Origin of the sequence: Thiomonas sp. 13-64-67 (assembly GCF_002282795.1) — a bacterium.
GTDB lineage: Bacteria > Pseudomonadota > Gammaproteobacteria > Burkholderiales > Burkholderiaceae_C > Thiomonas > Thiomonas arsenitoxydans.
Map to the genome: position 1 here is coordinate 36,592 of NZ_NCKP01000013.1, position 24,528 is coordinate 61,119.

Annotated in this window: 20 protein-coding genes, 1 tRNA gene and 1 riboswitch; of the genes, 11 read left to right on the plus strand and 10 right to left on the minus strand. The window is 64.9% G+C overall.

Features of this window, described 5'->3' with window-relative positions:
- A complete protein-coding gene (locus B7X30_RS05280; RefSeq protein WP_286729573.1) occupies window positions 1–1,686 on the plus strand; it encodes a GMC family oxidoreductase in 1,686 nt (561 codons plus the stop codon).
- On the opposite strand, the gene B7X30_RS05285 is transcribed toward B7X30_RS05280, so the two are convergent.
- From B7X30_RS05285 to B7X30_RS05295, 3 genes are all read right to left on the minus strand, one after another.
- Entirely contained in the window at window positions 1,687–2,589 is a 903-nt protein-coding gene (locus tag B7X30_RS05285; RefSeq protein WP_286729575.1) for a D-hexose-6-phosphate mutarotase, read from the minus strand. It lies immediately after the preceding gene.
- A 61-nt stretch (window positions 2,590–2,650) separates the two neighbouring features.
- A complete protein-coding gene (locus B7X30_RS05290; RefSeq protein WP_286729578.1) occupies window positions 2,651–4,102 on the minus strand; it encodes an MFS transporter in 1,452 nt (483 codons plus the stop codon).
- Window positions 4,103–4,153: 51 nt separating this feature from the next.
- A complete protein-coding gene (locus tag B7X30_RS05295; protein ID WP_255421397.1) occupies window positions 4,154–4,288 on the minus strand; it encodes a hypothetical protein in 135 nt (44 codons plus the stop codon).
- A gap of 169 nt (window positions 4,289–4,457) precedes the next feature.
- Between B7X30_RS05295 and B7X30_RS05300 the strand changes: the two genes are divergently transcribed.
- Both B7X30_RS05300 and B7X30_RS05305 read left to right on the plus strand, forming a co-directional pair.
- Window positions 4,458–4,534, plus strand: a tRNA-Ile gene (locus tag B7X30_RS05300).
- A 22-nt stretch (window positions 4,535–4,556) separates the two neighbouring features.
- Window positions 4,557–5,219, plus strand: a complete 663-nt coding sequence (locus B7X30_RS05305; RefSeq protein WP_276708154.1) for a LysE family translocator — start codon at window positions 4,557–4,559, stop codon at window positions 5,217–5,219.
- A 7-nt stretch (window positions 5,220–5,226) separates the two neighbouring features.
- Here B7X30_RS05305 and B7X30_RS05310 read toward each other — a convergent pair whose 3' ends face one another.
- On the minus strand, window positions 5,227–6,648 hold the full coding sequence (locus tag B7X30_RS05310; protein WP_286729582.1) for an HDOD domain-containing protein: 1,422 nt from the start codon (window positions 6,646–6,648) through the stop codon (window positions 5,227–5,229).
- A 208-nt stretch (window positions 6,649–6,856) separates the two neighbouring features.
- The gene (locus B7X30_RS05315) at window positions 6,857–7,330 is read right to left on the minus strand and encodes a cyclic nucleotide-binding domain-containing protein (RefSeq protein WP_276708157.1); all 474 of its coding nucleotides are present in this window, start codon (window positions 7,328–7,330) and stop codon (window positions 6,857–6,859) included.
- Between the two features lie 157 nt (window positions 7,331–7,487).
- On the opposite strand from B7X30_RS05315, the gene putA reads away from it, so the two are divergent.
- Both putA and B7X30_RS05325 read left to right on the plus strand, forming a co-directional pair.
- The gene (gene putA, locus B7X30_RS05320) at window positions 7,488–11,546 is read left to right on the plus strand and encodes a trifunctional transcriptional regulator/proline dehydrogenase/L-glutamate gamma-semialdehyde dehydrogenase (protein ID WP_286729585.1); all 4,059 of its coding nucleotides are present in this window, start codon (window positions 7,488–7,490) and stop codon (window positions 11,544–11,546) included.
- Between the two features lie 10 nt (window positions 11,547–11,556).
- A complete protein-coding gene (locus tag B7X30_RS05325; RefSeq protein ID WP_276708160.1) occupies window positions 11,557–12,312 on the plus strand; it encodes a GNAT family N-acetyltransferase in 756 nt (251 codons plus the stop codon).
- On the opposite strand, the gene glyA is transcribed toward B7X30_RS05325, so the two are convergent.
- Together glyA and B7X30_RS05335 are read right to left on the minus strand one after the other, a co-directional pair.
- Entirely contained in the window at window positions 12,300–13,547 is a 1,248-nt protein-coding gene (glyA, locus tag B7X30_RS05330; RefSeq protein WP_286729588.1) for a serine hydroxymethyltransferase, read from the minus strand. The genes B7X30_RS05325 and glyA overlap by 13 nt on opposite strands.
- 89 nt (window positions 13,548–13,636) lie before the next feature.
- Window positions 13,637–13,742: riboswitch (ZMP/ZTP riboswitch) on the minus strand.
- Between the two features lie 21 nt (window positions 13,743–13,763).
- Window positions 13,764–14,627: a lytic transglycosylase domain-containing protein gene (locus tag B7X30_RS05335; RefSeq protein WP_013104967.1), complete on the minus strand. Its 864-nt coding sequence runs from the start codon at window positions 14,625–14,627 to the stop codon at window positions 13,764–13,766.
- A gap of 305 nt (window positions 14,628–14,932) precedes the next feature.
- Here B7X30_RS05335 and ubiD point away from each other — a divergent pair, with 305 nt between their 5' ends.
- On the plus strand, window positions 14,933–16,486 hold the full coding sequence (gene ubiD / locus B7X30_RS05340; RefSeq protein WP_286729590.1) for a 4-hydroxy-3-polyprenylbenzoate decarboxylase: 1,554 nt from the start codon (window positions 14,933–14,935) through the stop codon (window positions 16,484–16,486).
- Between the two features lie 292 nt (window positions 16,487–16,778).
- Here the strand turns inward: ubiD and B7X30_RS05345 are convergent, their stop codons facing one another.
- Window positions 16,779–17,297, minus strand: a complete 519-nt coding sequence (locus B7X30_RS05345; protein ID WP_286729593.1) for a copper chaperone PCu(A)C — start codon at window positions 17,295–17,297, stop codon at window positions 16,779–16,781.
- 139 nt (window positions 17,298–17,436) lie between these two features.
- Here B7X30_RS05345 and msrA point away from each other — a divergent pair, with 139 nt between their 5' ends.
- The 3 genes from msrA (at window position 17,437) to B7X30_RS05360 (ending at window position 21,537) form a co-directional block, all read left to right on the plus strand.
- Entirely contained in the window at window positions 17,437–18,000 is a 564-nt protein-coding gene (msrA, locus tag B7X30_RS05350) for a peptide-methionine (S)-S-oxide reductase MsrA (RefSeq protein WP_286729595.1), read from the plus strand.
- Complete coding sequence (locus B7X30_RS05355) at window positions 17,997–19,079, plus strand: HPP family protein (protein WP_286729596.1); 1,083 nt, start codon at window positions 17,997–17,999, stop codon at window positions 19,077–19,079. Before msrA ends, B7X30_RS05355 begins: the two co-directional genes overlap by 4 nt.
- A 409-nt stretch (window positions 19,080–19,488) precedes the next feature.
- Window positions 19,489–21,537 carry a TonB-dependent receptor gene (locus B7X30_RS05360; RefSeq protein WP_286729597.1) on the plus strand — a complete coding sequence of 683 codons (2,049 nt, stop codon included), beginning with the start codon at window positions 19,489–19,491 and terminating at the stop codon, window positions 21,535–21,537.
- A gap of 9 nt (window positions 21,538–21,546) precedes the next feature.
- On the opposite strand, the gene B7X30_RS05365 is transcribed toward B7X30_RS05360, so the two are convergent.
- The gene (locus B7X30_RS05365; protein WP_286729599.1) at window positions 21,547–22,137 is read right to left on the minus strand and encodes a thioredoxin fold domain-containing protein; all 591 of its coding nucleotides are present in this window, start codon (window positions 22,135–22,137) and stop codon (window positions 21,547–21,549) included.
- An 80-nt stretch (window positions 22,138–22,217) separates the two neighbouring features.
- Between B7X30_RS05365 and B7X30_RS05370 the strand changes: the two genes are divergently transcribed.
- A complete protein-coding gene (locus B7X30_RS05370) occupies window positions 22,218–22,562 on the plus strand; it encodes a hypothetical protein (protein ID WP_041608558.1) in 345 nt (114 codons plus the stop codon).
- 16 nt (window positions 22,563–22,578) lie between these two features.
- On the opposite strand, the gene pdxH is transcribed toward B7X30_RS05370, so the two are convergent.
- Window positions 22,579–23,217 (minus strand): pyridoxamine 5'-phosphate oxidase, encoded by a 639-nt coding sequence (gene pdxH, locus B7X30_RS05375; RefSeq protein WP_013122456.1) that lies wholly within the window; start codon window positions 23,215–23,217, stop codon window positions 22,579–22,581.
- Window positions 23,218–23,374: 157 nt separating this feature from the next.
- On the opposite strand from pdxH, the gene B7X30_RS05380 reads away from it, so the two are divergent.
- The gene (locus B7X30_RS05380; protein ID WP_286729603.1) at window positions 23,375–24,370 is read left to right on the plus strand and encodes an SLAC1 anion channel family protein; all 996 of its coding nucleotides are present in this window, start codon (window positions 23,375–23,377) and stop codon (window positions 24,368–24,370) included.
- Window positions 24,371–24,528 lie beyond the last annotated feature (158 nt).

Sequence of the window (24,528 nt, forward strand, 5' to 3'; positions counted from 1 at the left end):
GTGGCCGACACCCCCTTCGACTACATCATCATCGGCGCGGGCACCGCAGGCAGCCTGCTGGCCAACCGCCTGAGCGCCGATGCCGACAAGCGCGTGCTGCTGATCGAGGCCGGGCGCAAGGACGACTACCCCTGGATTCACATTCCGGTGGGCTATCTGTACTGCATCGGCAACCCGCGCACCGACTGGCTCTACCACACCGAAGCCGATCCCGGGCTCAACGGCCGCACCCTGCGCTACCCGCGCGGCAAAGTGCTGGGGGGGTGCAGCAGCATCAACGGCATGATCTATATGCGCGGCCAGGCCCGCGACTACGACGCCTGGGCCGCGCTTACCGGCGACGAGGCCTGGCGCTGGGACGCCTGCCTGCCCGACTTCATCGCCCACGAAAACCACTGGCGCCGCGATGCCGGCGCCGACCGCGCGAACGACCCGTCCTTCGCCGCGCTGCACGGCCACGGCGGCGAATGGCGAGTGGAAAAGCAACGTCTGCGCTGGGACATCCTCGATGCCTTCGCGCAGGCGGCGCAACAGGCTGGCATTCCCGCCACCGACGATTTCAACCGCGGCAGCAACGAGGGCGTGAGCTATTTCGAGGTCAACCAGAAAGACGGCTGGCGCTGGAACACGGCCAAGGCCTTTTTGCGCCCGACCTGCTATGGCCGCCCGAACTTCGAACTCTGGAATGGCGCCCACGTCACTCGCCTGCTGTTCGACACCGCGCCTGACGGCAGCCAACGCTGCACTGGCGTCGAAGTGTGGACGGGCCAGGAAAAAATCACGGCGCACGCTACCCGCGAGGTGCTGCTCAGCGCGGGCGCCATCGGTTCGCCGCAGATCCTGCAGCTCTCGGGCGTGGGGCCTGCGGCGCTGCTGCAGCAACACGGCATCACCCCGCTGATCGACCTGCCGGGCGTGGGCGCCAATCTGCAGGATCATCTGCAGATCCGCGCCGTGTTCAAGGTGAAGGGCGCGCGCACGCTCAACACGCGGACGGCGTCAAGCTGGGGCAAGGCGATGATCGGACTGGAATACGCCCTCAGGCGTACCGGCCCGATGAGCATGGCGCCCAGCCAGCTCGGCGTGTTCACCCGCAGCAGCGCGCAGTACGCCCACCCCAACATTCAGTACCACGTCCAGCCGCTCAGCCTGGACGCTTTCGGCGAACCGCTGCACAGCTTCGACGCCTTCACCGCCAGCGTCTGCAATCTCAACCCCGGCAGCCGCGGAACGGTGCAGATCAAAAGCCCGCGCTTTGCCGATGCACCGGCCATTGCGCCCCACTATCTCAGCACCGACGAGGATCGTCAGGTGGCGGCCGACAGCCTGCGCCTGACCCGCCGCATCGTGGCGCAACCGGCGCTGGCGCGCTACGCGCCGGAAGAGTTCAAGCCGGGTACGCAGTTTCAGACCGATGCCGAACTCGCCCGACTGGCTGGAGACATCGCCACCACCATCTTCCACCCGGCGGGAACGACGGCCATGGGCCGTGCCGACGACCCCGGTGCGGTGGTGGATACGCGGCTGCGCCTTCGCGATGGCCGCGGCGGCGTGGTGGCCGGGCTGCGCGTGGTCGACGCCGGGGTGATGCCCCGGATTCCCAGCGGCAACATCAACAGCCCGACGCTGATGATCGCCGAGAAAGCCGCACGCTGGATCCGCGCCGATGCGCAAACCCCGAGCTGATCACAGCGCTTCGGCGCTGTAGCGCACGCTCAGGGTGTGGGTTTCGCCGGGCTGCAAGGTAAGCGCGTTGTCTGCCGCGTTGGCCGACTCCACGCACAGCATGTTGCGCCAGCCCTGCGCGGTGTAGTCGCCCATGGCGGCGGCTTTCTGCTCCCACGGCGTCCAGACCACGGTGGACGCCGATCCCTGCTTGGTAATGCGAATGCGCCGCTGCAGCAGCGGATCGACGATGACGCATTCCGCTGATGTGTCCACATACACCCGGTCGGTCTCGGTGGCGAAGCGCACCGCGCCTTGTTGCTGCTTGCGGGCGAAGGCCTCGGTCTTGTCGAGGTAGCTGCAGCCTTCGAGGCCCAGCAATTGCACCTCGGCAATATCGCCGACCTGGAAATAAGTGTGCAGCGCCTCGCTGAGCGGCAGCGGCTGCGCGGTGGCGTTGTGCGTGATCAGATCCATCTCCAACACCTCCGACACGCGGATGCGCAGGGAAACCGGCGTGTCATGCGGCCATTGCGCGCGGGTGGCGTCTGAAGGCTGCAGTTGCAGCGTGAGGTGCGTCGCGCCTTGCGATGCCCCGCTGTCCACCACCGCCCAGGGCACGGTGCGGGCAAAGCCGTGGGCCGGAAAACTGCTCTCGCTGGCGTGCGGCCCGAACCAGGGCCAGCACACCGGCACTCCGCCACGAATGGACTTGCCCGGCAAATAGCGCGCCGCTTCAGACACCCACACCACCGGCTCCGGCTGCGACTTGGGGCGAAAGCTGGTGAGGTGAGCGCCCTGCAGGCAGAGGCTGGCCACGCCTGCGGCATGGTCGATTTCAGCGAAAATCAGCCCGGTTGGATGGGCATGGAACCGAAGTTGACCGGGGATGGAAAAACGGCTGAGCGAGTCGAGGCTGTGCATGGCGGTGGGGCTTGCGAGTGGGAAGGGAAATGACATTTTCCGCCGACCCGGGCGCGCGCCGTCAAATCGTCACGCGCGGCACCCGGGTGGAGGTCCAGGCGGCGAGCAGCGTCAGCCCGCCGGCGCAGAAAAACGCCAGATGGAAAGCGCGAATCACCGACTGAGCCGCGGCGGGGTCTGCCGTGTGCAAAGCGGCCTGTAAGTCGGCGCTCGACGTCAGGCCGAACACTAGCGAACCAAACACCGCGGTGCCCACCGCCGCCCCGGTGGAGCGCGCCAGAGACACCGTGGCCGCCGCAGCGCCCAAGCGGCTACGCCCCGCCACCGTCTGTACCACCAGTTGCGCCGTCGGCATCACCGTGCCGAATCCCAGCCCCGCCGCAACCCCCAGCGCACCGATGACCCACGGCGCCGCAGGCACCACGCCAAGCAGGCCCAGCGCCATCGCCGCAACGCTCAGCCCCCAGCGCGCCGGCACATCGGGACGGCCCGTGCGCGCCACCACGCGGCCTGTGGCGTTGGAGCCGAGCACCAGCCCGGCGGTCAGCGGCAACAGCAGCAGGCCCGCGTGCGCCGCGCCGGTGGCGTGTCCCACCTGCAGATAAACCGGCAGAAAGAACACCAGAGCGAACAAGCCCGCCGCAAACAGCACCATGGTGGCGACCGTCCATCCGATGGCGGGCAGATGAAGCAACTCAAGGGGAAGAAACGGGTGGGGATGCCGCCGCTCGCGCCAGAACAGCACTATGCCCAGCACCAATGCCGTCCCCGCCATGAGCGCGCTGGGCAGCGAAGCCCAGGCGAAACGGTGCCCCGCCAGGGTGAGCCACAACAGCAGAGTGGAAGCCGAGGCGGCGAACAACAACACGCCCAGGGCATCGTGCGACTGCCCCGGTTGCGCATAGCGCGCGCTGGCCGGCAGGCGCGACACCCGCCACACCGCCAGCGCAGCCAGCGGCAGATTGCCGATGAACAGCCAGCGCCAGCTGAAGTGACTGACGACCAAGCCGCCCAAAACCGGCCCCGTCACGCTGGCCAGCACGAACACCACGCCGAAATACGCCTGAAAGCGCGGCCTTTGGCGCGGCGGCACCACTTCGCCGATGAGTGCCTGACTCATCACCATCAAACCGCCACCGCCCAGACCCTGCAGCAGCCGCGCGCCAATCAACCACCACATGCCCTGCGCTGCAGCACAGGCCAGCGAACCCAGCGCAAACAGGCCCAGCGCCGCCATGAGCGCATCGCGGCGGCCATAGCGATCTCCGAGACGCCCATACAGCGGCGCCATGATGGTGGAGGCCAGCAAATAGCCCACTGCGATCCAGGCGCTATCGGCAAAGTCGCCCAGATCACGCGCGATAGCCGGTGTGGCGGCCGCCAGCAAGGTCTGATCGACGGCGGCCAAAAAAATCGGCAGCATGACCGCAGCGAACAAGCGCACAAATGCGGCCCGGCTGACGACAGCATCATCCGACTCTGTGGTGGAAGAAGAAACAGCAGTTTGCGACATGCAGAGCACCCCTCAAAACAACGCGCGGCCCAGTCGGGCCGCAATGCAAGCTTAGCCCGTGAACGCTAATCGCCGCCGATCTTGCAGGCCGCACACGGTCTGCAGATCGTTCTGCAAACCCATGCTCTGGCACAAACCCTTCAGCGCCTTGTTCAGATATTGAATGGCCCTGGCATCGCCTTTCATGCTGCGTTTCCAGAGGGTTTTATGGGCTGCGGAAAGTACCAAAGCGCAAGCGTAGCCGTGCGGCTCGTTCCAGATGTGATGGAGGGTGTCTCGCTAACCCACACCACCCACCTTCGCCCGCTAAGATGTCGCCTTTTGCGCGAGACGTTCCCGCGCAATCCAACAAGTTGGGCCGTTAGCTCAGTTGGTTAGAGCAGAGGACTCATAATCCTTTGGTCGCTGGTTCGAGCCCAGCACGGCCTACCAAACTTCACTCACACGCAGCCGATTGCGCTCCACCCTCGCGATGCCAAGCTGGACGACTTACTTGCTGTTCATCAGCTTTGCGCTGGCCGCCTCGTTCACACCGGGGCCTGCGGTCATGCTGTCCATCCATAACGCCATGCACCACGGCTGGAGGCACGCCATTTTGTCTTCGCTGGGCAATATCACCGGGTTGCTGGTGCTGGCGACGCTCAGCGCCTTGGGGCTCAACGCCATACTCCAGACCTCCGAACTGGCTTTCACCGTGGTGAAGTTCGCAGGCGCCGCCTATCTGATCTGGCTGGGCGTGCAGCAGTGGCGTCATGCGGCTCGGCGCCCCGATGGGGCGCAAGCGAAGACGGTTCAGACTGCTGACGTTGTGCACAAACCGCATAAGTTGTACGTCAAGGGTTTGATGGTGGCGTTGAGCAACCCGAAAGCGATCGTGTTCATCGCGGCCCTGTTTCCCCAGTTTCTCACCGCTTCGCGCCCGCTCGGCCCACAATATCTGGCGCTCACGCTGACGTTCATGGCGATTTCGCTGTTGGCGCTGAGCACCTATGCGGGGCTGGCCGTACTGGCGCGCAAACGGTTGAGCATCTGGTTCGCATCGGGTTGGCCGCAGCGGGTGTCGGGCTCGGTGTTCTGTGCGTTCGGTCTGAGTCTGCTGCGTCTGCAGAGAGTTTGAGCGCGCTTCAGCGCGGCAAACCGCGCACGATGAGCTCCGTCTGGGTGACAAATCGCCTGAAGCCGTCGAAGATTTCAGCCGTCAAAGGCCGCTGCGTCGTTTGTTGATCGGCATAAAACAGGCCGATGATTTTTTGATCCACGGTCAGCGTGGCCATCAAACAGTCGTGCACAGCCGTGGCCTGGAGCAAAAAATCGGGCGGCGGCTGCTCGGCCGAGAATCTGCGCACGCTTCCCGCCTGAAGCTGGGTTTCCAGCGTGGCCGACCAGGGCAGTTGGAGGCGCGCGCGCAAATCGGCCACACCGGAGCCAGCCCCCAGACGCGCGAGCAAACGGTCTCTGGTGGGCGTCATCAGACAAAGCACACAACGGTCGAGGCCGACAGCGCGATGCAGCCCTTCAAGACAGGCCTCGAACAGCATGGGCAATTCTTTGCGGCTGACGGCAACGGCGTTCATCTCGGTCAGCATGCGCAGTTGCAGGGCCATGTCGGCCGTCGGTTCGGCGGGCCGCATCTCGAGCGGCTCCGTCGGTTGGGCTGCGGACTCTTCGTCGGTTGATGCCGGAGTTGCCGGAATCCACCTCGTAGCGGCTCCTGCGCCGAGAACTACCGCCAGCTGACTGGCTTGTTCGGCATTGCTTTGCAGTCGTTTCAGCGTCTGGGCCTCGGATTGCCGGAACAGGGCCGCGACATGCAGGACGGCTTGACGCGCCTCGGGGTTCGCCCAGCCCAGCTGCGCGGCTCGACCCAGTTGCACGGCAACGGCGACTTCCGCACTGTCTCTGATCACCGCATCGAGATTCCAGGCGCGCAGCAGATCATGGCTGAACTGCAGCAGCGACATGCCCAATATCGATTGCTCAGCCAGCTCCGGACTCACTCCGGATTTAAGCAATTCATCCACGCGTTCCGCGAATTCGCCGCCATAGCACCAAAACGCCAGCTCTCCGATGCGCCCCATCAGCGCCTCAAGAAACAGCCGCTCGGCCTCGTCGCGCCGTAACCCCTTGCGCAAACCGAGGTCTTTGGCCTGCACCGCCGCATGCAAGGCCGTGCCCAAAGCGGCCAGAAGGCGAGCGCGAAACGGGCCGTTCTCCGGCATGCTCTCGACTGCGAGGGCCGAAATACAGAGCGAGCGAATGGCGTTGTGGCCCATGACGACCACGGCTCGACTGACGGTGAGCACCTTGTTTTGACCGGCGTAGCCCATGCCCGCAGAATTCGCGACGCGCAACAGGCTGGAGGTCAAGGCTGGGTCGCGCAGAATGATTTCTGCGATCTGCTGACCCGAAAGGCTGTCGTTCTCAGTGGCGGCGAAAACCTCCTGCATGGTCTGGCCGAAGGCCGGCAGGTTTTGCTGGGCAATGGCCTGGCCAAACCCTCGAAACGTAATGGAAGACGCGGTGAAATCAGATTGAGACAGGGGCATGAAATCGAGGGGTCAATGCAAATGGAAGGGTGCTGTCGAGCAGGCTCGCCACATACTGGAACTTGTTTGATTGTTTACCGTCTAGGCTTTTTCGCCTGCCGAATAGTTCACAATTTAACGGCTTTGCTTGGCGAGGGGCCAAAGCCGGTGCCGCAATTCCAGATTTTTTGTGTTTTCAAGGCGGGCGCACCAGCCGACCTGACCCTCATCAAGCCCAGCCAGGCGGCGCCCAGCTTTCCATCATCCGCAGCCGGGCGGCGCGCAGGCGCTCGGACATGAGTCCGGCGAAAATTTTCATCAGGGCATAACCGAGGGCGGGGTCGCTCTCGCATTCCTGCAGAATAGCCTTGCCATCGAAGCGCAGCAGCGTGACCGGCGTGAGCGCCTTGGCTTCAAACGCCCAGCGATAAGGGGGGATGAGCCAGGACCAGCCGATCACATCCCATTCGCCTAGCGCCTGTACCTCGACGCCCGGGCCGTTGATGGCCGGCACCTGAATCTGCACCTTGCCCTCGCGCACGATGTAGAAGGCGTCGGCCTCTTTGTCTTGCAGAAAGATCACACCCTCTGCCGCGATGTGCTCTTCGGTGGCATGGGAGAGCAGTCGTTCCAGTTGTTCGGGCTGCAGGGCCGACAAAATGGTGCGGGTCTGTAGATCGCGCAGGGTAGAGGCGGATGGCATCGCAGGACTCCTAAGGTTGCGTCAACTTGACCATTGCATGCCTTCCTCAAGAAGGCGTGTTGACTCACCTCAAGGTATCGAAATAAGCGTTATCCCTGATACGTTGGTTGCACCGGCGATCAATAATTGCAACCCCATCACGATGAGGGAACCAAAAATGGGCGCAACCACCACCGGTATCAAAATGGACGAAGCCATGCGCCAACGGGTGCGGCTCGCCGCAGATCGGCTGGGGCGTACACCGCACTGGCTGATCAAGCAGGCCACGCTGAACATGGTGGAACGCATCGAGCGTGGCGAGTTTTCTCTTGACACGTTGAGTTCGACCGAAAAGCCGTCGCAACCCGGCACCCCGCACGACGAGCCGGAAGGTGCAACCTTTTTCACCCCCTTTTCCACCCCCTTTCCCACTCCCTTTCTCGACTGGGCGCAGAACGTGCTGCCGCAGACCGATCTGCGCGCAGCCATCACCGCAGCCTGGCATCGGCCAGAGCCGGAATGTCTGCCCATGCTGATCGAACTGGCGCAGATTCCAGACGCCACCCAGCGCACGGCCGTCCGGCAAGTGGCCGAGCGGCTGGTCGAAGGCGTGCGGGCGAGGCGCGAAATGGGCGGCGTGGAGGCCTTGGTGCAGGAGTTTTCGCTCTCCAGCCAGGAAGGCGTGGCGCTGATGTGTCTGGCCGAGGCGCTGCTGCGCATCCCCGACAACGCCACCCGCGATGCCTTGATACGCGACAAGATCAGTCGGGGCGACTGGCAGGCGCATCTCGGTCACTCGCCGTCGGTATTCGTCAACGCGGCCGTTTGGGGGCTGATGTTGACCGGCAGACTGACGGCAACCGCCAGTGAAAGAGGGCTGGCCAGCGCACTGTCGCGGCTCATCGGCAAGGGGGGCGAACCGCTGATCCGCCAAGGCGTGCAGCGCGCCATGCGGTTGATGGGCGAGCAGTTCGTCACCGGGCAGACCATTGCGGAAGCGCTGGCCAACAGCCGTCCGCAGGAGAAAAAGGGCTTTCGCTACTCCTACGACATGCTGGGCGAGGCGGCGATCACCGAGGCCGACGCGCAGCGTTACTTCACCGCTTATGAACAGGCCCTGCATGCCATCGGCAAGGCCTCGCACGGCCGCGGCATCTTCGAGGGGCCAGGGCTTTCGGTCAAACTCTCCGCGCTGCATCCCCGCTACACCCGGGCTCAGTACGCACGGGTGATGGATGAACTGCTGCCCCGCCTGACCGCCCTGGTCGAACTGGCGCGGCGCTACGACGTGGGCATCAATATCGACGCTGAAGAAGCCGACCGGCTGGAGCTCTCGCTCGACCTGCTCGAAGCCCTGTGCTTCAACCCGGCTCTCAAGGGCTGGAACGGTATCGGCTTCGTGGTGCAGGCTTACCAGAAGCGCTGTCCGTTCGTCATCGACTATCTCGTCGATCTCGCCCGGCGCAGTGGGCACCGGCTGATGGTGCGGCTGGTGAAGGGCGCGTATTGGGATAGCGAGATCAAGCGAGCGCAGATCGACGGGCTCGACGGCTATCCGGTCTACACCCGCAAGGTGCATACCGATGTGTCTTACCTGGCCTGCGCGCGCAAACTGCTGGCCGCGCCAGACGCGGTCTATCCGCAATTCGCCACGCATAACGCGCAGACGCTGGCGTCCATCATGCAGATGGCCGGGGAGAATTACTACGCGGGGCAATACGAGTTTCAGTGTCTGCACGGCATGGGCGAGCCGCTGTACGACCAGGTCGTCGGCCCGGTCAGCGCGGGCAAGCTGGCCCGCCCCTGCCGCATCTACGCCCCGGTGGGAACGCACGACACCCTGCTGGCCTATCTGGTGCGACGCCTGCTTGAAAACGGCGCCAACACCTCGTTCGTCAACCGCATCGGCGACGACGCCGTTCCCGTGTCCGAACTGGTGACCGACCCCGTGGACGAGGCCCGCGCGATTGCCGTCGAGACCGGCGTGCTCGGCGCGCCGCATCCGCGTATTCCCCTGCCGCGGCAACTGTTTTCCGGGCTGGGCGCGCAAGCGCGTCTGAATTCTGCCGGGCTGAATCTGGCGAACGAGCAACAGCTGGCCTCGCTCAGCGCCGCGCTGCTGCGCAGTGCGCAGCACAAGGCCTACGCGTCGCCTACCGTCGCAAATCAACCCCCGCCTGCCGATAACGCGCAGGCCGCAGCCGAAGGTTGGGTGCCCGTGCTCAACCCCGCCGATCCGCGCGATCAGGTGGGCTGGGTACGCCAAACGACCCGAACCGAAGTGGACGAAGCCGTGCGCCACGCCCAGAGCGCCGCACCGATCTGGCAAGTCACCCCGCCCGGCGAGCGCGCCGCCTGCTTGCAGCGCGCGGCTGACGCGCTCGAACAGCAGATGCAGAACTTGCTCGGGCTGATCGTGCGCGAAGCCGGAAAAACCCTGCCCAACGCCATCGGCGAGGTGCGCGAAGCGGTGGACTTCCTGCGCTACTACGCCGCGCAGACGGCGGCGCAGTTTGACAACGCGACCCATCGTCCGCTGGGCGTGGTGCTGTGCATCAGTCCCTGGAATTTTCCGCTGTCCATCTTCTGCGGTCAGGTGGCTGCCGCGCTGGCGGCAGGCAATGCGGTGCTGGCCAAGCCCGCCGAACAGACCGCCCTCATCGCCGCAGCCTTAGTGCACGCGCTGCACGCGGCCGGCGTGCCGACCGATGCGGTGCAACTCGTTCCCGGAGACGGCGGCACGGTGGGCGCGGCGCTGGTGGCGCATCCGGCGGTGGCCGGGGTGATGTTCACCGGCTCCACCGAAGTGGCGCAACTGATTTCGCGCACCGTGTCGAAGCGCCTCAGCCCGCAGGGCCGCAGCATTGTGCTGATCGCCGAGACCGGTGGGCAGAACGCGCTCATTGCCGACTCGTCCGCACTGGCCGAGCAGTTGGTCGCTGATGTGCTGACCTCGGCCTTCGATTCGGCCGGTCAGCGCTGCTCGGCCCTGCGCCTGCTGTGCATTCAGGAAGATGTGGCCGACCGAGTGATCGGCATGATCCGAGACGCGATGGACGACTGGATCCTGGGCAACCCCGACCGCATGCACACCGACCTCGGCCCCGTCATCGATGCAGAGGCCCGCGACAACCTCGAAGCCCATATCGCCCGCATGCAGGCCGCTGGCCTTTGCGTCACCCGGCTGGGGCGCGATGAAAGCGGCGGGCTGGGCACCTTTGTTCGCCCCACGCTGATCGAGATCGACACCATCGACCGCCTGCAACGCGAGGTGTTCGGCCCGGTGCTGCATGTGCTGCGCTACCGGCGCGAGCAACTCGGCGCGGTGCTCGACGCCATCAACGCCACCGGCTACGGCCTGACCTTCGGCGTGCACAGTCGCATCGACGAAACCATTGCCTATCTGAGCGAGCGCATTCACGCCGGCAATGTGTACGTCAACCGCAATCTCATCGGCGCCGTGGTCGGCGTGCAACCCTTCGGCGGCATGAGCCGTTCGGGCACCGGCCCCAAGGCCGGCGGCCCGCTCTATCTGCACCGGCTAGTGCAGCCTCTGCCGCAGGCCAACAGCGCGCTGCCCGTCAACCTCGCGGCCGCAGCCGCCGAGTGCAGCAAGATCACCCCAGAACCTGCAAGCCTCGCCGCGCTGCGCGATCTGCTGGCCGCCCTGCAGAATCACACCATGAATCTGGATGACGAGGACACGACGCGCGAGCGGGCTGCGTGCGAACACTATCTCGCCCACAGCCCGATCAGCTCGGTTTACACCCTGCCTGGGCCGACGGGAGAATCCAACCGCTACCGGCTTCTGCCCCGCAGTGGCGGCGTGTGGTGCATACCGCAAACGGTGCTGGGCCTGGTGCATCACATCGCCGCCACGCTCGCCACGGGCAACCTCGCCCTCATCGAAGCGCCTAGCTCCGACAGCCCGCTCACCCCCTTTTTGGACGCGCTGCCACCCGCGGTGAAGGCATATGTGCGCTCCTGCCCTCCAACCCAGCGCGACACCCTGCCCGAACTGAGCGTGGTCTTGTTTGAGGGCGACGCCGACGCCCTGGCCCGCTTGCAAGACCAGCTGGCGCAGCGCGACGGCCTGATTCTGCGCATCGAAAGCCTGCGCCCAGCCCAGCTTGCAGACGGTGCGATGATGGATCTCACCGCCCTGGTGCATGAACAAAGCCTGAGCGTCAACACCGCTGCGGCGGGCGGCAACGCACAACTCATGACCCTGGGCTGACTCGTCTCACATGCCGCCAAAAGCCACCCTGCCAACCGACCCGCAATCCACCGCCGCGCTCGGCCAGCCCGTCCCCGGATTTATCGCCCCTCCTCCACCTGCGAGAACCGCGTTGATCGGCGCGACCTGCACGTTGGAACCCGCCGACCCGCAGCGCCACGCCGCCGACCTCTACGCCGCGCAAACCCTGGATGCCCGCGGCGACGGCTGGAACTATCTGCCCTACGGTCCGTTCGCCTCGGCATTCGACTACCAAGCCTGGATGCAGGCCACTTGCCTGGGCCAGGATCCGCTGTTCTTTGCCATCGTCGATTCAGGCACTGGCCGCGCCACCGGGCTAGCCAGCTATTTGCGCATCACCCCGGCGGCTGGCAGCATCGAGATCGGCCACCTCTACTTCTCGCCCTTGCTGCAACGTCAGCGCGCGGCGACCGAAGCCCTGTACCTGCTGATGGACCAGGCATTTGCACTGGGCTACCGCCGACTGGAATGGAAATGCGATGCGCTCAACGCCGCCTCGCGTGAGGCGGCACGGCGGCTCGGATTCAGCTTCGAGGGGGTATTCCGCCAGGCCGCCGTGGTCAAAGGCCGCAACCGCGACACCGCCTGGTTCAGCATCATCGACGGGGAATGGCCCGCACTGCGCGCCGCTTTCACGCGCTGGCTGGCCGCGGAAAACTTCGATGAAAAAGGGCGACAGCGCGAGCGCCTCTCGGCACTCACCGCCGCCGCCCTGAGGGGCACAGCCGACGATCAGGCGGAATAAACCGGGAATGCGTCGGTCAGCTTCTTCACCTCGGCGCGCACCCGCTCCAGCGTGGCCGGGTCGTGCGGGTTGTCGAGCACATCGGCAATGAGGTTGGCGGTCTTCTCGGCCTCGGCCTCCTTGAAGCCGCGCGTGGTCATGGCTGGCGAGCCCACGCGGATGCCCGAGGTGACAAAGGGCTTTTCCGGATCGTTCGGGATGGCGTTTTTGTTGACCGTGAGATGCGCCTCGCCCAGCACTTTCTCGGCTTCCTTGCCGGTAATGCTCTTGGAACGCAGATCCACCAGCATGACGTGCGATTCGGTGCGTCCGCTGACAATGCGCAGGCCGCGCCGCGTCAGCGTTTCGGCCAGCACGCGGGCATTGGTCAGCACCTGCTGCTGATAGACCTTGAAGTCAGGTGCGAGCGCCTCCTTGAACGCCACCGCCTTGCCCGCGATCACATGCATCAGCGGGCCGCCCTGAATGCCGGGGAAGATCGCGCTGTTGATGGCCTTGGCATGCTGCTCTTTCATCAGAATCACGCCGCCGCGCGGTCCGCGCAGGCTCTTGTGCGTGGTGGTGGTCACCACGTCGGCGTGGGGCACGGGGTTGGGATAGACGCCAGCGGCGATCAGCCCGGCGTAATGCGCCATGTCCACCATGAAGTAGGCGCCCACGGCCTTGGCCACCTTGGCGAAACGCTCGAAATCGATGCGCAGGCTGTAGGCGCTGGCCCCGGCGATGATCAGCTTGGGTTTGTGCTCGTGCGCCAGACGCTCCATGGCGTCGTAATCGATCTCTTCCTGCGCGTTCAGGCCGTAGCTCACGACCTTGAACCACTTGCCGCTCATGTTCAGCGGCATGCCGTGGGTCAGGTGCCCGCCTTCGGCCAGGCTCATGCCCATGATGGTGTCGCCAGGTTGCAGCAGGGCGAAGAACACGCCCTGATTGGCCTGCGAGCCCGAGTTGGGCTGCACATTGGCCGCCTCGGCCCCGAAGAGCTGCTTGACGCGGTCGATCGCCAGTTGCTCGGCAATATCGACGAATTCGCAACCGCCGTAATAGCGCTTGCCGGGATAGCCCTCGGCGTACTTGTTGGTGAGTTGCGAGCCCTGCGCCTGCATGACGGCGGGCGAGGTGTAGTTTTCCGAGGCGATCAGCTCGATGTGGTCTTGCTGGCGCTGGTTCTCGGACTGGATGGCGGCCCAGAGCTCGGGGTCGGTCTGGGCGATGGTGATGCGGCGGTCGAACATGGCGAATTTCCGTCTGAACGGCCCGCGCCAGCTTCCTTCAAGATGCGGAAGTGCGCAAGCCTGGGCTGATGAAGATCATTGACAGCGATGGCGCTGGCCCAGGCGAACGGCTTAAAGTCCAGCACTCCCCGGTGGTTCGTCCCACCTCGAAACCGCGGGTGTTGCCGGTTTCTATCGCCAGTCGTGCAGATGAAGATGTTAACGCGTCGCGTGGCGTCAGGTGAGTGAGGCGTGTTTTTGCTCAGGCTCTGCGGCCACCGTCGATTTGGCCGTGGCAGGCGCCGCATGCGGCGCGACGATGTGGCCCGCCGTGCTGGCCGTCATCGGCGTTGCGACCGGCTTGGGCGCTACGCCAGCCACACGTTCGAGCTGCGCCTGTTCGGCCAGCACTTTGTCGGCATAACCGCCCTCGCTCGCGTCATTCGTGGCGCCGACGTAGTAGCGCAAGCCCGCGCGCACCGAACCGCCGCGCTGGATGGCATCCTTGAGCACCAGCGCGCCCACGCGCATATTGGCCAGCGGATCGATACTGGCTTGCGGCCCGCCAAAGGGAGCGAACTTGTCGCGGTGCACATTGGCCATCACTTGCATGAGGCCGGTGGCGCCCACGCCGCTGGCAGCATAAGGATTGAACGAAGACTCGACCGCCATCACCGCCAGAATGAGCAGAGGATCGAGTTTTTGCTGGCGACCGACCGTCCAGGCGGCGCTGACGAGCTGCGCCATGGCATTGGGCGCAATGCTATAGCGCCGCGCCAGCCAGTTGGAGACCGTGCGCTGTTGCGGCGTGAGCACCGGCAAGCCATTGCCCGGCGCGGGCTCAGCCTGCACCATGGGCAGCAGGGCATCGGCCGGCTTTTGCGCCAGCGCCTGAAGTTCGTCAGCCGCTGTCTTGCGCGCCATGACCCACTGCGTGAGGCCGCGGTCCAGGGTCGTCATCGCTTGAGGCTGGAAGTACAGATACGCACCTCCGGCCACCACAAACAAGCCCACCATCATCAAAGTCTGGTGGGTCAATTCCCAAAATCCACCTGCCAGCCGACGTGCGCGCGGCAGGGAAGATTGCATGGCGTTCAACATGGAACACTCCTGTGTCTGAATGGAATTGCCGCGGTGTCGCAAGACAGCCAGCGCCAGTTCCCAAGGGCACAGATCCGACAGCACAGGCTCACCAAGGGAGCCCGGCAGCCTAAGATGCGGCCTTCGAGAAAGGCCTGCATCGATTGCAGCGTTCGATCTTTGTGTCGTTCGCGGCAAGGCGTGCTTCGGGGCGAGTGTGTTGCCCGCCTGAGTTCAGGCACTTAGGGCAAACACGGATCGAATTTTAGGAACCTCGTTATTCCCAGTCAACGCACAAGGTCTTGTTTTTCACTTCTATTAGTTATATGAAATATCGGGATCTGCGCGACTTTCTCTCCCAACTGGAGACTCTTTCCCAGCTGCGGCGCACGGCCGAGCCCGTTTCGCCGCATCTCGACATGACGGTGGTCTGCGACGCCCTGCTTCGCGGGGGTGGGCCTGCCGTGCTGTTTGAAAGGCCGACGGGCTACGCCATGCCGGTTCTGGGCAATCTGTTCGGCACGCCGCAGCGCGTGGCGCTGGGGATGGGGGCGCAAGACGTGAGCGAGCTGCGCCGCATCGGCGAAGTACTCGCCCGCCTGAAGGAGCCTGAACCGCCGAAAGGCTTGAAAGATGCGGGCGAGTTGATGCATCTGGTCAAAGCGGTGTGGGACATGCGCCCGAGTACCGTTTCGCGCCCCGCCTGCCAGCAGATCGTGCTGGAGGGCGGCGACGTCGACCTGAACCGCCTGCCCATGCAGACCTGCTGGCCGGGCGACGTGGCGCCGCTGCTCACTTGGGGACTAGTCATCACGCGAGGCCCGCAAAACGTACCGCAACCCCGCAAGCGGCAAAATCTGGGTATCTACCGCCAGCAGCGCATCGGCCGCCGCCACCTCATCATGCGCTGGCTCGCCCACCGGGGCGGCGCCCTCGATTTCAGGGAATTCGCCCTGGCCAATCCTGGGCGACCCTTCCCTTTGGCCGTTGCGCTGGGTGCCGATCCGGCCACCACGCTGGGCGCGGTCACGCCCGTACCCGACACCTTGAGCGAATACCAGTTCGCGGGCCTGCTGCGCGGGGCGCGCACCGAAGTGGCTCGCTGCGTGGGGCTCGATCTGCAGGTTCCCGCCTCGGCGGAAATCGTGCTCGAAGGCCATCTGCCGCCCGCACCAGCCGGGTGGAAGGGCGAGAGCGAAACCGGCGTGCCGCTGATGGAAAAAAACGGCTATCTCCACGCGCTCGAAGGCCCGTTCGGCGATCACACCGGTTATTACAACGAACAAGACTGGTTTCCGGTATTCGAGGTCGAGCGCATCACCCATCGCGAGCAGCCGATCTACCACTCCACCTACACCGGCAAGCCGCCGGACGAGCCGGCCGTGCTGGGCGTGGCGCTCAACGAGGTGTTCGTGCCCATCCTGCAGAAACAATACCCCGAGATCGTGGACTTCTATCTGCCGCCCGAGGGCTGCAGCTACCGGCTCGCCGTGGTGTCCATCCGCAAGGCCTACGCCGGTCACGCCAAGCGGGTGATGTTCGGCATCTGGGGCTTTCTGCGGCAGTTTCTCTACACCAAATTCATCATCGTCACCGACCACGATGTGAACATCCGCGACTGGAACGACGTGATCTGGGCCATCACCACCCGCATGGACCCGGTGCGCGACACGCTGCTGGTGGACAACACGCCGATCGACTATCTGGACTTCGCCTCGCCGCAGTCGGGCCTGGGCGGAAAAATGGGGCTGGACGCCACCCACAAGTGGCCGGGCGAGACTCAGCGCGAATGGGGCCGCGCCATCCTGCCGGATGCCCAGGCGCAGGCTCGCATGCAAGGCTTGATCGACGCCCTGCTGGCGCGCCCGACTACGACATAAAACGCAATGAATTCAAGGTATTGCGCAGAGGCTGTTCGGGAGGCTCAACCATACCCCTTGCCCGCAGTCATGTTTCATCTTGACGCAGACAACGCAGGAGGCGTACCTTTGGTTCGTCGTTGCAGTGCAGCTGCTACGGCAAACAGATCGGGTGGAACCCGGACTGTTGTTAGACCCCCATCATGCATCCCTGCATGAGCTTGACAGGCGGCAGCAAACCCGACTGTCGGAACCCCGGGCCGCATACCTCCAGGTTTGCGGCCCGTCTCAATTTCAGGGGTCTGCGGGCTTCTCAGTGCATGCCGCCTTGCATTGCCTTGCCCGGCATGGGCACATCGCCCGCAATCTTGTCGCGCGGCTCGACCTTGAGTTGCAGCTCCATCTGCCCGCCATGGGCGAATTTCACCGTCACCGGCACCCTCTCGCCCTCTTTCAGCGGGGCTTTCAAGTCCATGAACATCAGGTGATAGCCGCTACCCGGCTGCATGCGCAGGGTCTTGCCTGCGGGCACCGGAATGTCGCCGACCTCGCGCATACGCATGATGTTGTTTTCCATGCTCATGGTATGCAGCTCGACATGGCCGCAGACGGGTGAGGCGGCGGACACGATCTTGTCGTCTTGCTGACCGTGGTTGACGAGAGTCAGAAATCCGCCGCCATTGCGCGCACCGGGAATCGACGGCAGCGCCTGCGCCCGTGTCACTTCGATATCCCCTGCGCGTTGCGCAAGAGCGGCCGGGGCGGCGGCCCACATCAGCAGGGCAGAAGTCATCACCAGTGCCTGGCGACGGCTCAAATTGAGACGCTTCATCAATTAACTCCTCATATTTACAACCGCACAACGTCTCCGCGGATAGTCAGCGAAAATCGCCATAGAAAAGGCGTGCATTTTGTCAGCCTTCGACAATCCCCAGACCGCGGCAAATTGCCGCACTCACGACTCTCGCCCCATGTCCGACTTCAATTTGCCCGCATTGCCCCAGCGCATCACCCTCGCTGGCGGTTGTTTTTGGTGCCTCGACGCCGCCTACCGCCCGCTGCGCGGTGTGCTGCGCGTGGAGTGCGGCTACAGCAATGGCACGGCGCTGCGCCCCAGTTACCGTGAGGTCTGCACGGGGCAGACCGGCCATGCCGAAGTGATCCGGCTGGATTTCGACCCCGATGTGCTGAGTCTGGACACGGTGCTCGAGGTATTTTTCGCCATGCACGACCCCACCACTTTGAACCGGCAGGGCAACGATGTCGGCACGCAATACCGCTCGGGCATCTACACCCATGACGCAGCCCAGCTCGCAGCCGTGCGCGCCTATGTGCAAGGCCTGCGCGATCGAGCGCTTTTCACCGATCCCATCGTTACCGAGATCGCACCGGAAGCGAACTACAGCCCCGCCGAGTCCGAACATCAAGACTATTTCACGCACCATCCCTATCAGGGCTACTGCGCCGCGGTGATTGCGCCGAAGGTCGATAAGCTGCGCCGCCAATACGCCGCCTTGCTGCGTAAGGATGCATGAGCGCGGTACAGGCCGCGGGCAGCCCGCGCGTAGGCATCGCCGAATGGTTGCGTGTTTCGCTGGGCGCAGTGCTAGGCGTGGCCGCCGTGGGCGCGATCAGCCAGTGGGTCGAAGGCGCAAGCGGCTGGACGCAGCTGGTGTGGTTGGTCGCTCCCATCGGCGCCAGCGCCGTCATAGTGTTTTCGCTGCCTAGCAGCCCGCTGGGACGGCCCTGGTCGGTGATTGGCGGCAACACCCTCGGCACGCTAGCGGGAATTACCTGCGCCCTCTGGATCGGCCCGCCTTGGCTGGCAGCCGGCATGGCCGTCGGCGGTGCGATTGCGCTGATGCTTCAGGCGCGATGCCTGCACCCGCCAGGCGGCGCGGCAGCCTTGCTGGCGGTGTTGACCCACACCACGGACTGGCGTTTTGCCTTCATGCCAGTTGCCTTGAACTCCGCGCTGCTCGTGCTCTGTGCCCTGTTGTGGCATGCGGCCACGCGCAGACCGCACCCCGCCCCGCAGCCCGCGGCTGACGCCGTGTTGCCCAATGCGGACGAACTCTCCAGCGCCATCGACGCCGCGGTGGCCCGCTACGGCGAAGTGCTCGACATCGACCGCGCCACCCTGCGTGGCCTGCTCGAAGACGCCCAGACGCAGGCCTACCAACAGCGGCTGGACAGCGTGCGCTGCAGCGACATCATGCAGCGTGACGTACAGACCGCCCGCCCCGATGACAGCGTGGCCGATGCCCTGCATCGCCTGGAAGAGCATGGCATCAAGGCGCTTCCCGTGATCGACGCACAGAGGCAGGTCATCGGCATCGTCACCGCGGCCGATCTGCGCACCGACCCGGATGCAGCGCCCAGCGCCATGCGCGAGTCGGCCACACCCGTTGCCGCGCGCATGACGCGGCGGGTGCAGGTCGTGTCTGCAGCACGGCATCTGTCGGAGCTGATTCCGCTCTTCGCGGGCAGCGGCCACCATCACATTCCGGTGGTCGATGACGCCGCACGCTTGGTTGGCATGATCACGCAAAGCGACGTCATGCGCGCCCTGCACCGGCCCGCGCAGCAAGGACACCCGGACACCACAGGGTAAGACCGCCCCAGTCCGCCCCCGTTGACGTCAGACCACAAGGGGATGAGGCTCGCGGCTCCAAGCTGCCCTGCGGCAGCTTGGACGGAGCCGAATCCGAGCGGCTTGCAAGCCGCGAGGTGGATGAGGCCCACGCCCCAATCCACTCTGCGACAGCCTGCGCGGAGCCGAATCCGAGCAGCTTGCAAGCTGCGAGGGGGATAAAAATCTTGGGGCAGACCTGGGGTTTCTCATGAGCGCCCCCAGGGTCGGCTTGCCGACCCGCCCCCCGTGGGGGTCAAGAAAACTTGGGGCAGACCTGGGGTTTCTCATAAGGCATGGACGCGACACAGGCCCTTCACATCGCAGTTAAGAGTTATAAGATAACGTAACACTCGAATCGTTCTCAGACGTTTCTTCTGCCCTGTCCTCCATGCCGAAAACCCTCAACCCCTTGCCGCAATTGCGGCCTCTGGCGCTAGCGCTATTGCTCGCGCAGACCGTACCCGCGCAAGCGCAGACCGCTGACGAGACCCCCTCCTTGCCTGCGATCGATGTCGTCGCTGCACCTGTCATTGGCGCACCAGGCGCGCCGACGGTCGATCTGACCGGGCCGCAGCTCCTGCTGCGCCAAGGCGAGTCGAGCACCCTCGGCGCCGCGCTTTCCGGTCTGCCGGGACTGACCTCGACCTGGTACGGGCCGAACGCCGACCGACCCGTCGTGCGCGGGCTCGATGGCAACCGGGTGGACATCCTGTCCAACGGTTCGCCGCTGCTCGACGCCTCCGCCGCGAGCTATGACCACAACGCCCCGCTCAACCCGCTGGCGGCACGCGCCATCGAGCTTTTGCGCGGTCCGCAAGCCCTGCCCTACAGCGGCGGCGCGGTCGGCGGGGTGGTAGACGTGATCGACGACGCCATTCCCACCGCGCCCTTGCGCGGCGTCGAAGGTCTCGCTCAGCTCCGCGGCGACAGCGCGTTTCCTGGCGGATCGGCGGCGTTTTCGCTCGACGGTGGCAACGGCGCGCTCGGCCTGCACGCCGACGGCTACAAGCGTCGAGCCAGCGACTATGTCGCCCCAAGCGGTGCGCAGGCGGAGTCGATCGTCGATGGCCGGGTGCGCAACTCCGCCGCAGAAGGCTACGGCGGCGGTCTGGGCGGCGGGGTGATCGGCCGCTGGGGATTTGTCGGCCTTTCGGTGCGCAGCGATGCCAACCGCTATGGCACCATCGTCGATCCCAACGTGGAAATCGACATGCGCTCCGAACGCACCAGCTTGCGCGGGGAACTGCGGCATGTGCTCGGCGCCGATGCGCTCGCCCTGGCTTACACCCATACCCATTACCGCCATACCGAACTCGACTCCGGCCAGCCCGCGACCCGGTTCGTCAACCAGGGCGACACTCTGCGGCTTTCCCTGCGCCGCCGCTTGGCCGACATCGACTTGCAACTGGGTTTGCAAGCGCTGCGATTGGCCTTTTCCGCGCTGGGGGACGAGGCCTTCCTGCCGCAGACCCACACCCGCAATACCGCGGTTTTCGGCCTGGCCAGCGGCGCCAGCGGGCGCTGGGCCTGGTCGGCCGGGACGCGGCTGGAAAGCGCGCGGGTGAGTTCAGACGGTGAAGGCGCCACGGGAATCGCCCGCTTTGGCGCCGCCAGCGCGCAGCGCTTCACGCCGATGAGCGTGGCGGTGCAGGCGCAATACGCGCTCACGCCGCAGGTGGCGCTCACCAGCACGCTTGCGCACAACGAGCGCGCGCCCAGCTACGACGAGCTCTACGCCAACGGCCCGCACGACGCCACCGGCGCCTACGAGCGGGGCAACCCCGCGCTGCGCAAGGAGCGCAGCCACAGCGTGGAGCTGGGCGTGAAGGTGGAAAACGCCAGAGCGCGCTATTCAGCCACCGCCTTTCTCTCCCGCTACAGCAATTACATCGGGCTGGTTCGCGGGGGCCAAACCGTTGATGGCGATGGAAATCCGGTGCCGCCGGACACGCCAGATTCGCTGCCGGAATTTCTCTACGTCGGCGTGCAGGCGCGCTTTTCCGGCATCGAGGCCAGCCTGTTGCAGCCCCTGCTCGACCAGGGCGGGCAGCGCCTGGATCTCGCCGCACGGCTCGACTGGGTGCGCGCTGACGACCTGACCAACGGCCAGCCGCTGCCGCGCATCGCGCCGCTGCACTTCACTCCGGCGCTGAACTACACCCGCGGCAACTGGAGCGCGCGCGTCGAAGCACAGATGGCCGCACGGCAAAACCGCGTGCCCAGCAGCGATCTGCTCGGCCCGACTCCTGGGTCTGTGCGCGTCAACGCCAGCCTGACGCAGCGCTTCACGGCAAGCGGCCGCACCGGGCTGTGGTTCGTCAAACTGAGCAACCTCCTCGACCAGACGGCTTACAGCGCCAGCGCGATCGACACCCTGCGCCAACTCGCGCCGCTGCCCGGGCGCGGCATCGCCGCCGGGGTGCAGATCAGCCTGTGAGCGGCGCGTTCAGCGCGCCTGCTTGAGCATGATCTGAATCTGCGCATCCGAGGGCACGCCGATCATCATGTCGGCGCGACCATCGGCCTTGCGCCAGATCACCACCGGCACGCCAAACAGCTTTTCGCTGTTGTAAAGCGCGAGATTGGCCGCCAGCTCGGCGCGCACCTTGGGGGTGATGGACTCCGCCGGCTCGATGCCGCCGCCGGGTTGGCCGTTGGCGGCGAAGTCGTAGTCGTTCTCATTTTTGTGAAATGCCTTCAGCGGATCGGGCGACTGCAGAATGGCCGCCGCCTTGGGCAGGCTGCTGGGGGTGAGCATGCCCAGCGGAATCCAGCGGAACTGCACCCCGTCCTTGCCCACGAAGGCACGCAGCTTCTTGAACAGCTCATGGCAGAACGGGCAGTTCGGGTCGAAAAAAATGTAGAGCGCGCGCTGTCCCGTCCCCTCGGCGATGAACGTGGCCTTGCTGATATTCGCCAGAATGCCCTCGGCCTGCCGGGCGCTTTGCGCCTGGGCGGCGGGCCAAGCAGCCATCAACGGGGCGGCCGCAAATACCCGCAACAAATGACGGCGATGAATGGATTGAGGCGAAGGCATGTGGGTCTCCCTGTTGTATGGATGGATCAACAGCGTCAATAATGCCGCAGAATTTCACCCTCAGCACACAGTCCACCATGATGCTCACCCTACCCGCTGCGCATAGCGCCTGGACCCAGCCCAATTTCGGCGCGGTATTGCTGGCCGAGTTGCAACAGACCGGGGCGCTGATCGGCCCGTTGCAGCAAGGCATACGCCGCGGCAGCCACGCCCTGACCGACGACGTCAGCCTGATGGTGCTGCAGCGCAGTGAAGGCGACGACGATCTGCGGGTGAAGGCGGGGCTGAGCTACTTCAGCATCATTCCCGGCTGCGCCTGCGAAGCCGACCCGACGCCGATGAGCGAGCTGCCCGAGTATGTGGAACTGCGCGTCGCCATCCGCCGCACCGACAGCGCGGCCACGCTGGAACTGCTCGACGACTGACGCAACTGTTCAAGATTCAAGGCGCCAGGCGTTGGCGCTTCCAACGGCCATCGGCCTGTAGCGCATACGCCAGTCGGTCGTGCAGACGGGAGGGCCGCCCCTGCCAGAACTCCCAGGCATCGGGAATCAGACGATAGCCGCCCCAGTGCGGCGGACGCGGCGGGCTGATGCCGTAGCGCAGACCGAATTCCGCGGCGCGTTTGAGCAGGACGGCGCGCCCGTCGATGGGCTCGCTCTGCGGCGAGGCCCAGGCGCCGATGCGCGAGGTCAGCGGCCGGCTGGCGAAATAAGCGTCCGACTCTTCGGCACTGACCTGCTCCACCCGCCCTTCGATGCGCACCACCCGCTCGAGCTCCACCCAGTGGAACTGCAGCGCGGCAAAAGCGTGCGCGGCCAGCTCACGGCCCTTGCGGCTGTGATAGTTGGTGTACCAGACAATGCCGCGCGCATCGACGTGTTTGATCAGCACCACGCGGGTGGAGGGGCGGCCGTTTTCGCCCACGGTGGCCAGAGTCATGGCATTGGGCTCGGGCACCTGTGCGTCCATGGCCTGCTGCAGCCAGTGCTCGAACTGTTTGAGCGGATCGGCCTCGGCGTGAGCCTCGTCCAGTTCGGCCCGGCTGTAGTCTTTGCGCAAATCGGAAAGTGATTTCATGCAGGGAGTATAGAAATGGAGCCCGGCAGGCTCCTTGCGGAGGATGTGACTGAAGTCACAATCATGTATCAAAATTTTTCAATATTGCGTTCGATCAATATCAATCAGCGACCGCGCGCCCACAATTCCGTACCATTTTTCTCAACTATTACCCACCATGTCCACGACTTCCGCACCGCAATCCGCCGAACCGGCGCACGCCAGCAGTTGGCTGGCCCACTTTCCCATCACCCTGTTCGCCACCGTCATGGGCACGACCGGCCTGGCCATCGCCTGGCACAAGTCGGCGCAGGTGCTCGCCATGCCGCACGGCGTTGGCATCGGCCTGAGCTATGTCGCGCTGGCGCTGTTTGTCTTGCTGCTGCTGGGCTATGGCGCCAAGGCCCTGCGCTACCCCGGCGAACTCAGGGCCGAGTTCAACCACCCGGTGCGCATCAGCTTCTTCCCGGCCATCTCCATCAGCGCGCTGCTGCTGTCCATCGCCTTTTTGCATGTGCAGCCCGTCTGGTCGCAGGCCATGTGGTGGGGCGGCATTACGCTGCATCTGGTGTTCACCGTGGTCATCATGTCGTCGTGGATTCACCATACGCACTACCAAATCCAGCACTCCACCCCGGCCTGGTTCATTCCGGTGGTGGGCAACATACTGGTGCCCATTGCCGGCATGACGCACGGCTCGCCCGAAATCTCTTGGTTCTTTTTCAGCGTCGGGCTGGTGTTCTGGATCGTGCTGCTCACAGTGATGATGAACCGCTTTTCCTTCCACCCGCCGGTGCCCGCCAAGCTGCTGCCCACGCTGTTCATCCTCATCGCACCTCCGGCAGTCGGCTTCCTGTCGTATCTGGCGCTGGACGGCGGCGTGATCGACAACTTCGCCCGCGTGTTGTTCTATGTGGCGCTGTTCACCACCCTGCTGCTGTTCTATCAAATTCCGCAGTTCCGCAAAGTGCCGTTCTTCATGTCGTGGTGGGCCTATTCCTTCCCGCTGGCCGCTATCACCATCGCTTCACTGACCATGGGCAGCAAGATTGGCAGCGGCTTTCTCATAGGCTTGGGCGGGGCGCTGCTGGCGCTGACCTCCGCGCTCATCGCCCTGCTCGTGGTGCTCACCCTCAAGGCCATCGGGGACGGCAAGGTGTTCATCCCGGAATGAGGGCGGACTTGCTGGGGCGCGACTCAGGGTAACTGTGCTTTACAGGCGGCGTGACGCTGCTTACTCAGCAGTCGAGAATATAGGCGACAGAAGGCGCCTTGAAGAATGAGCGGATGAGGTGGGGCATTTGCTGCAGTCTGGCGAGTTGCTCTTCGATT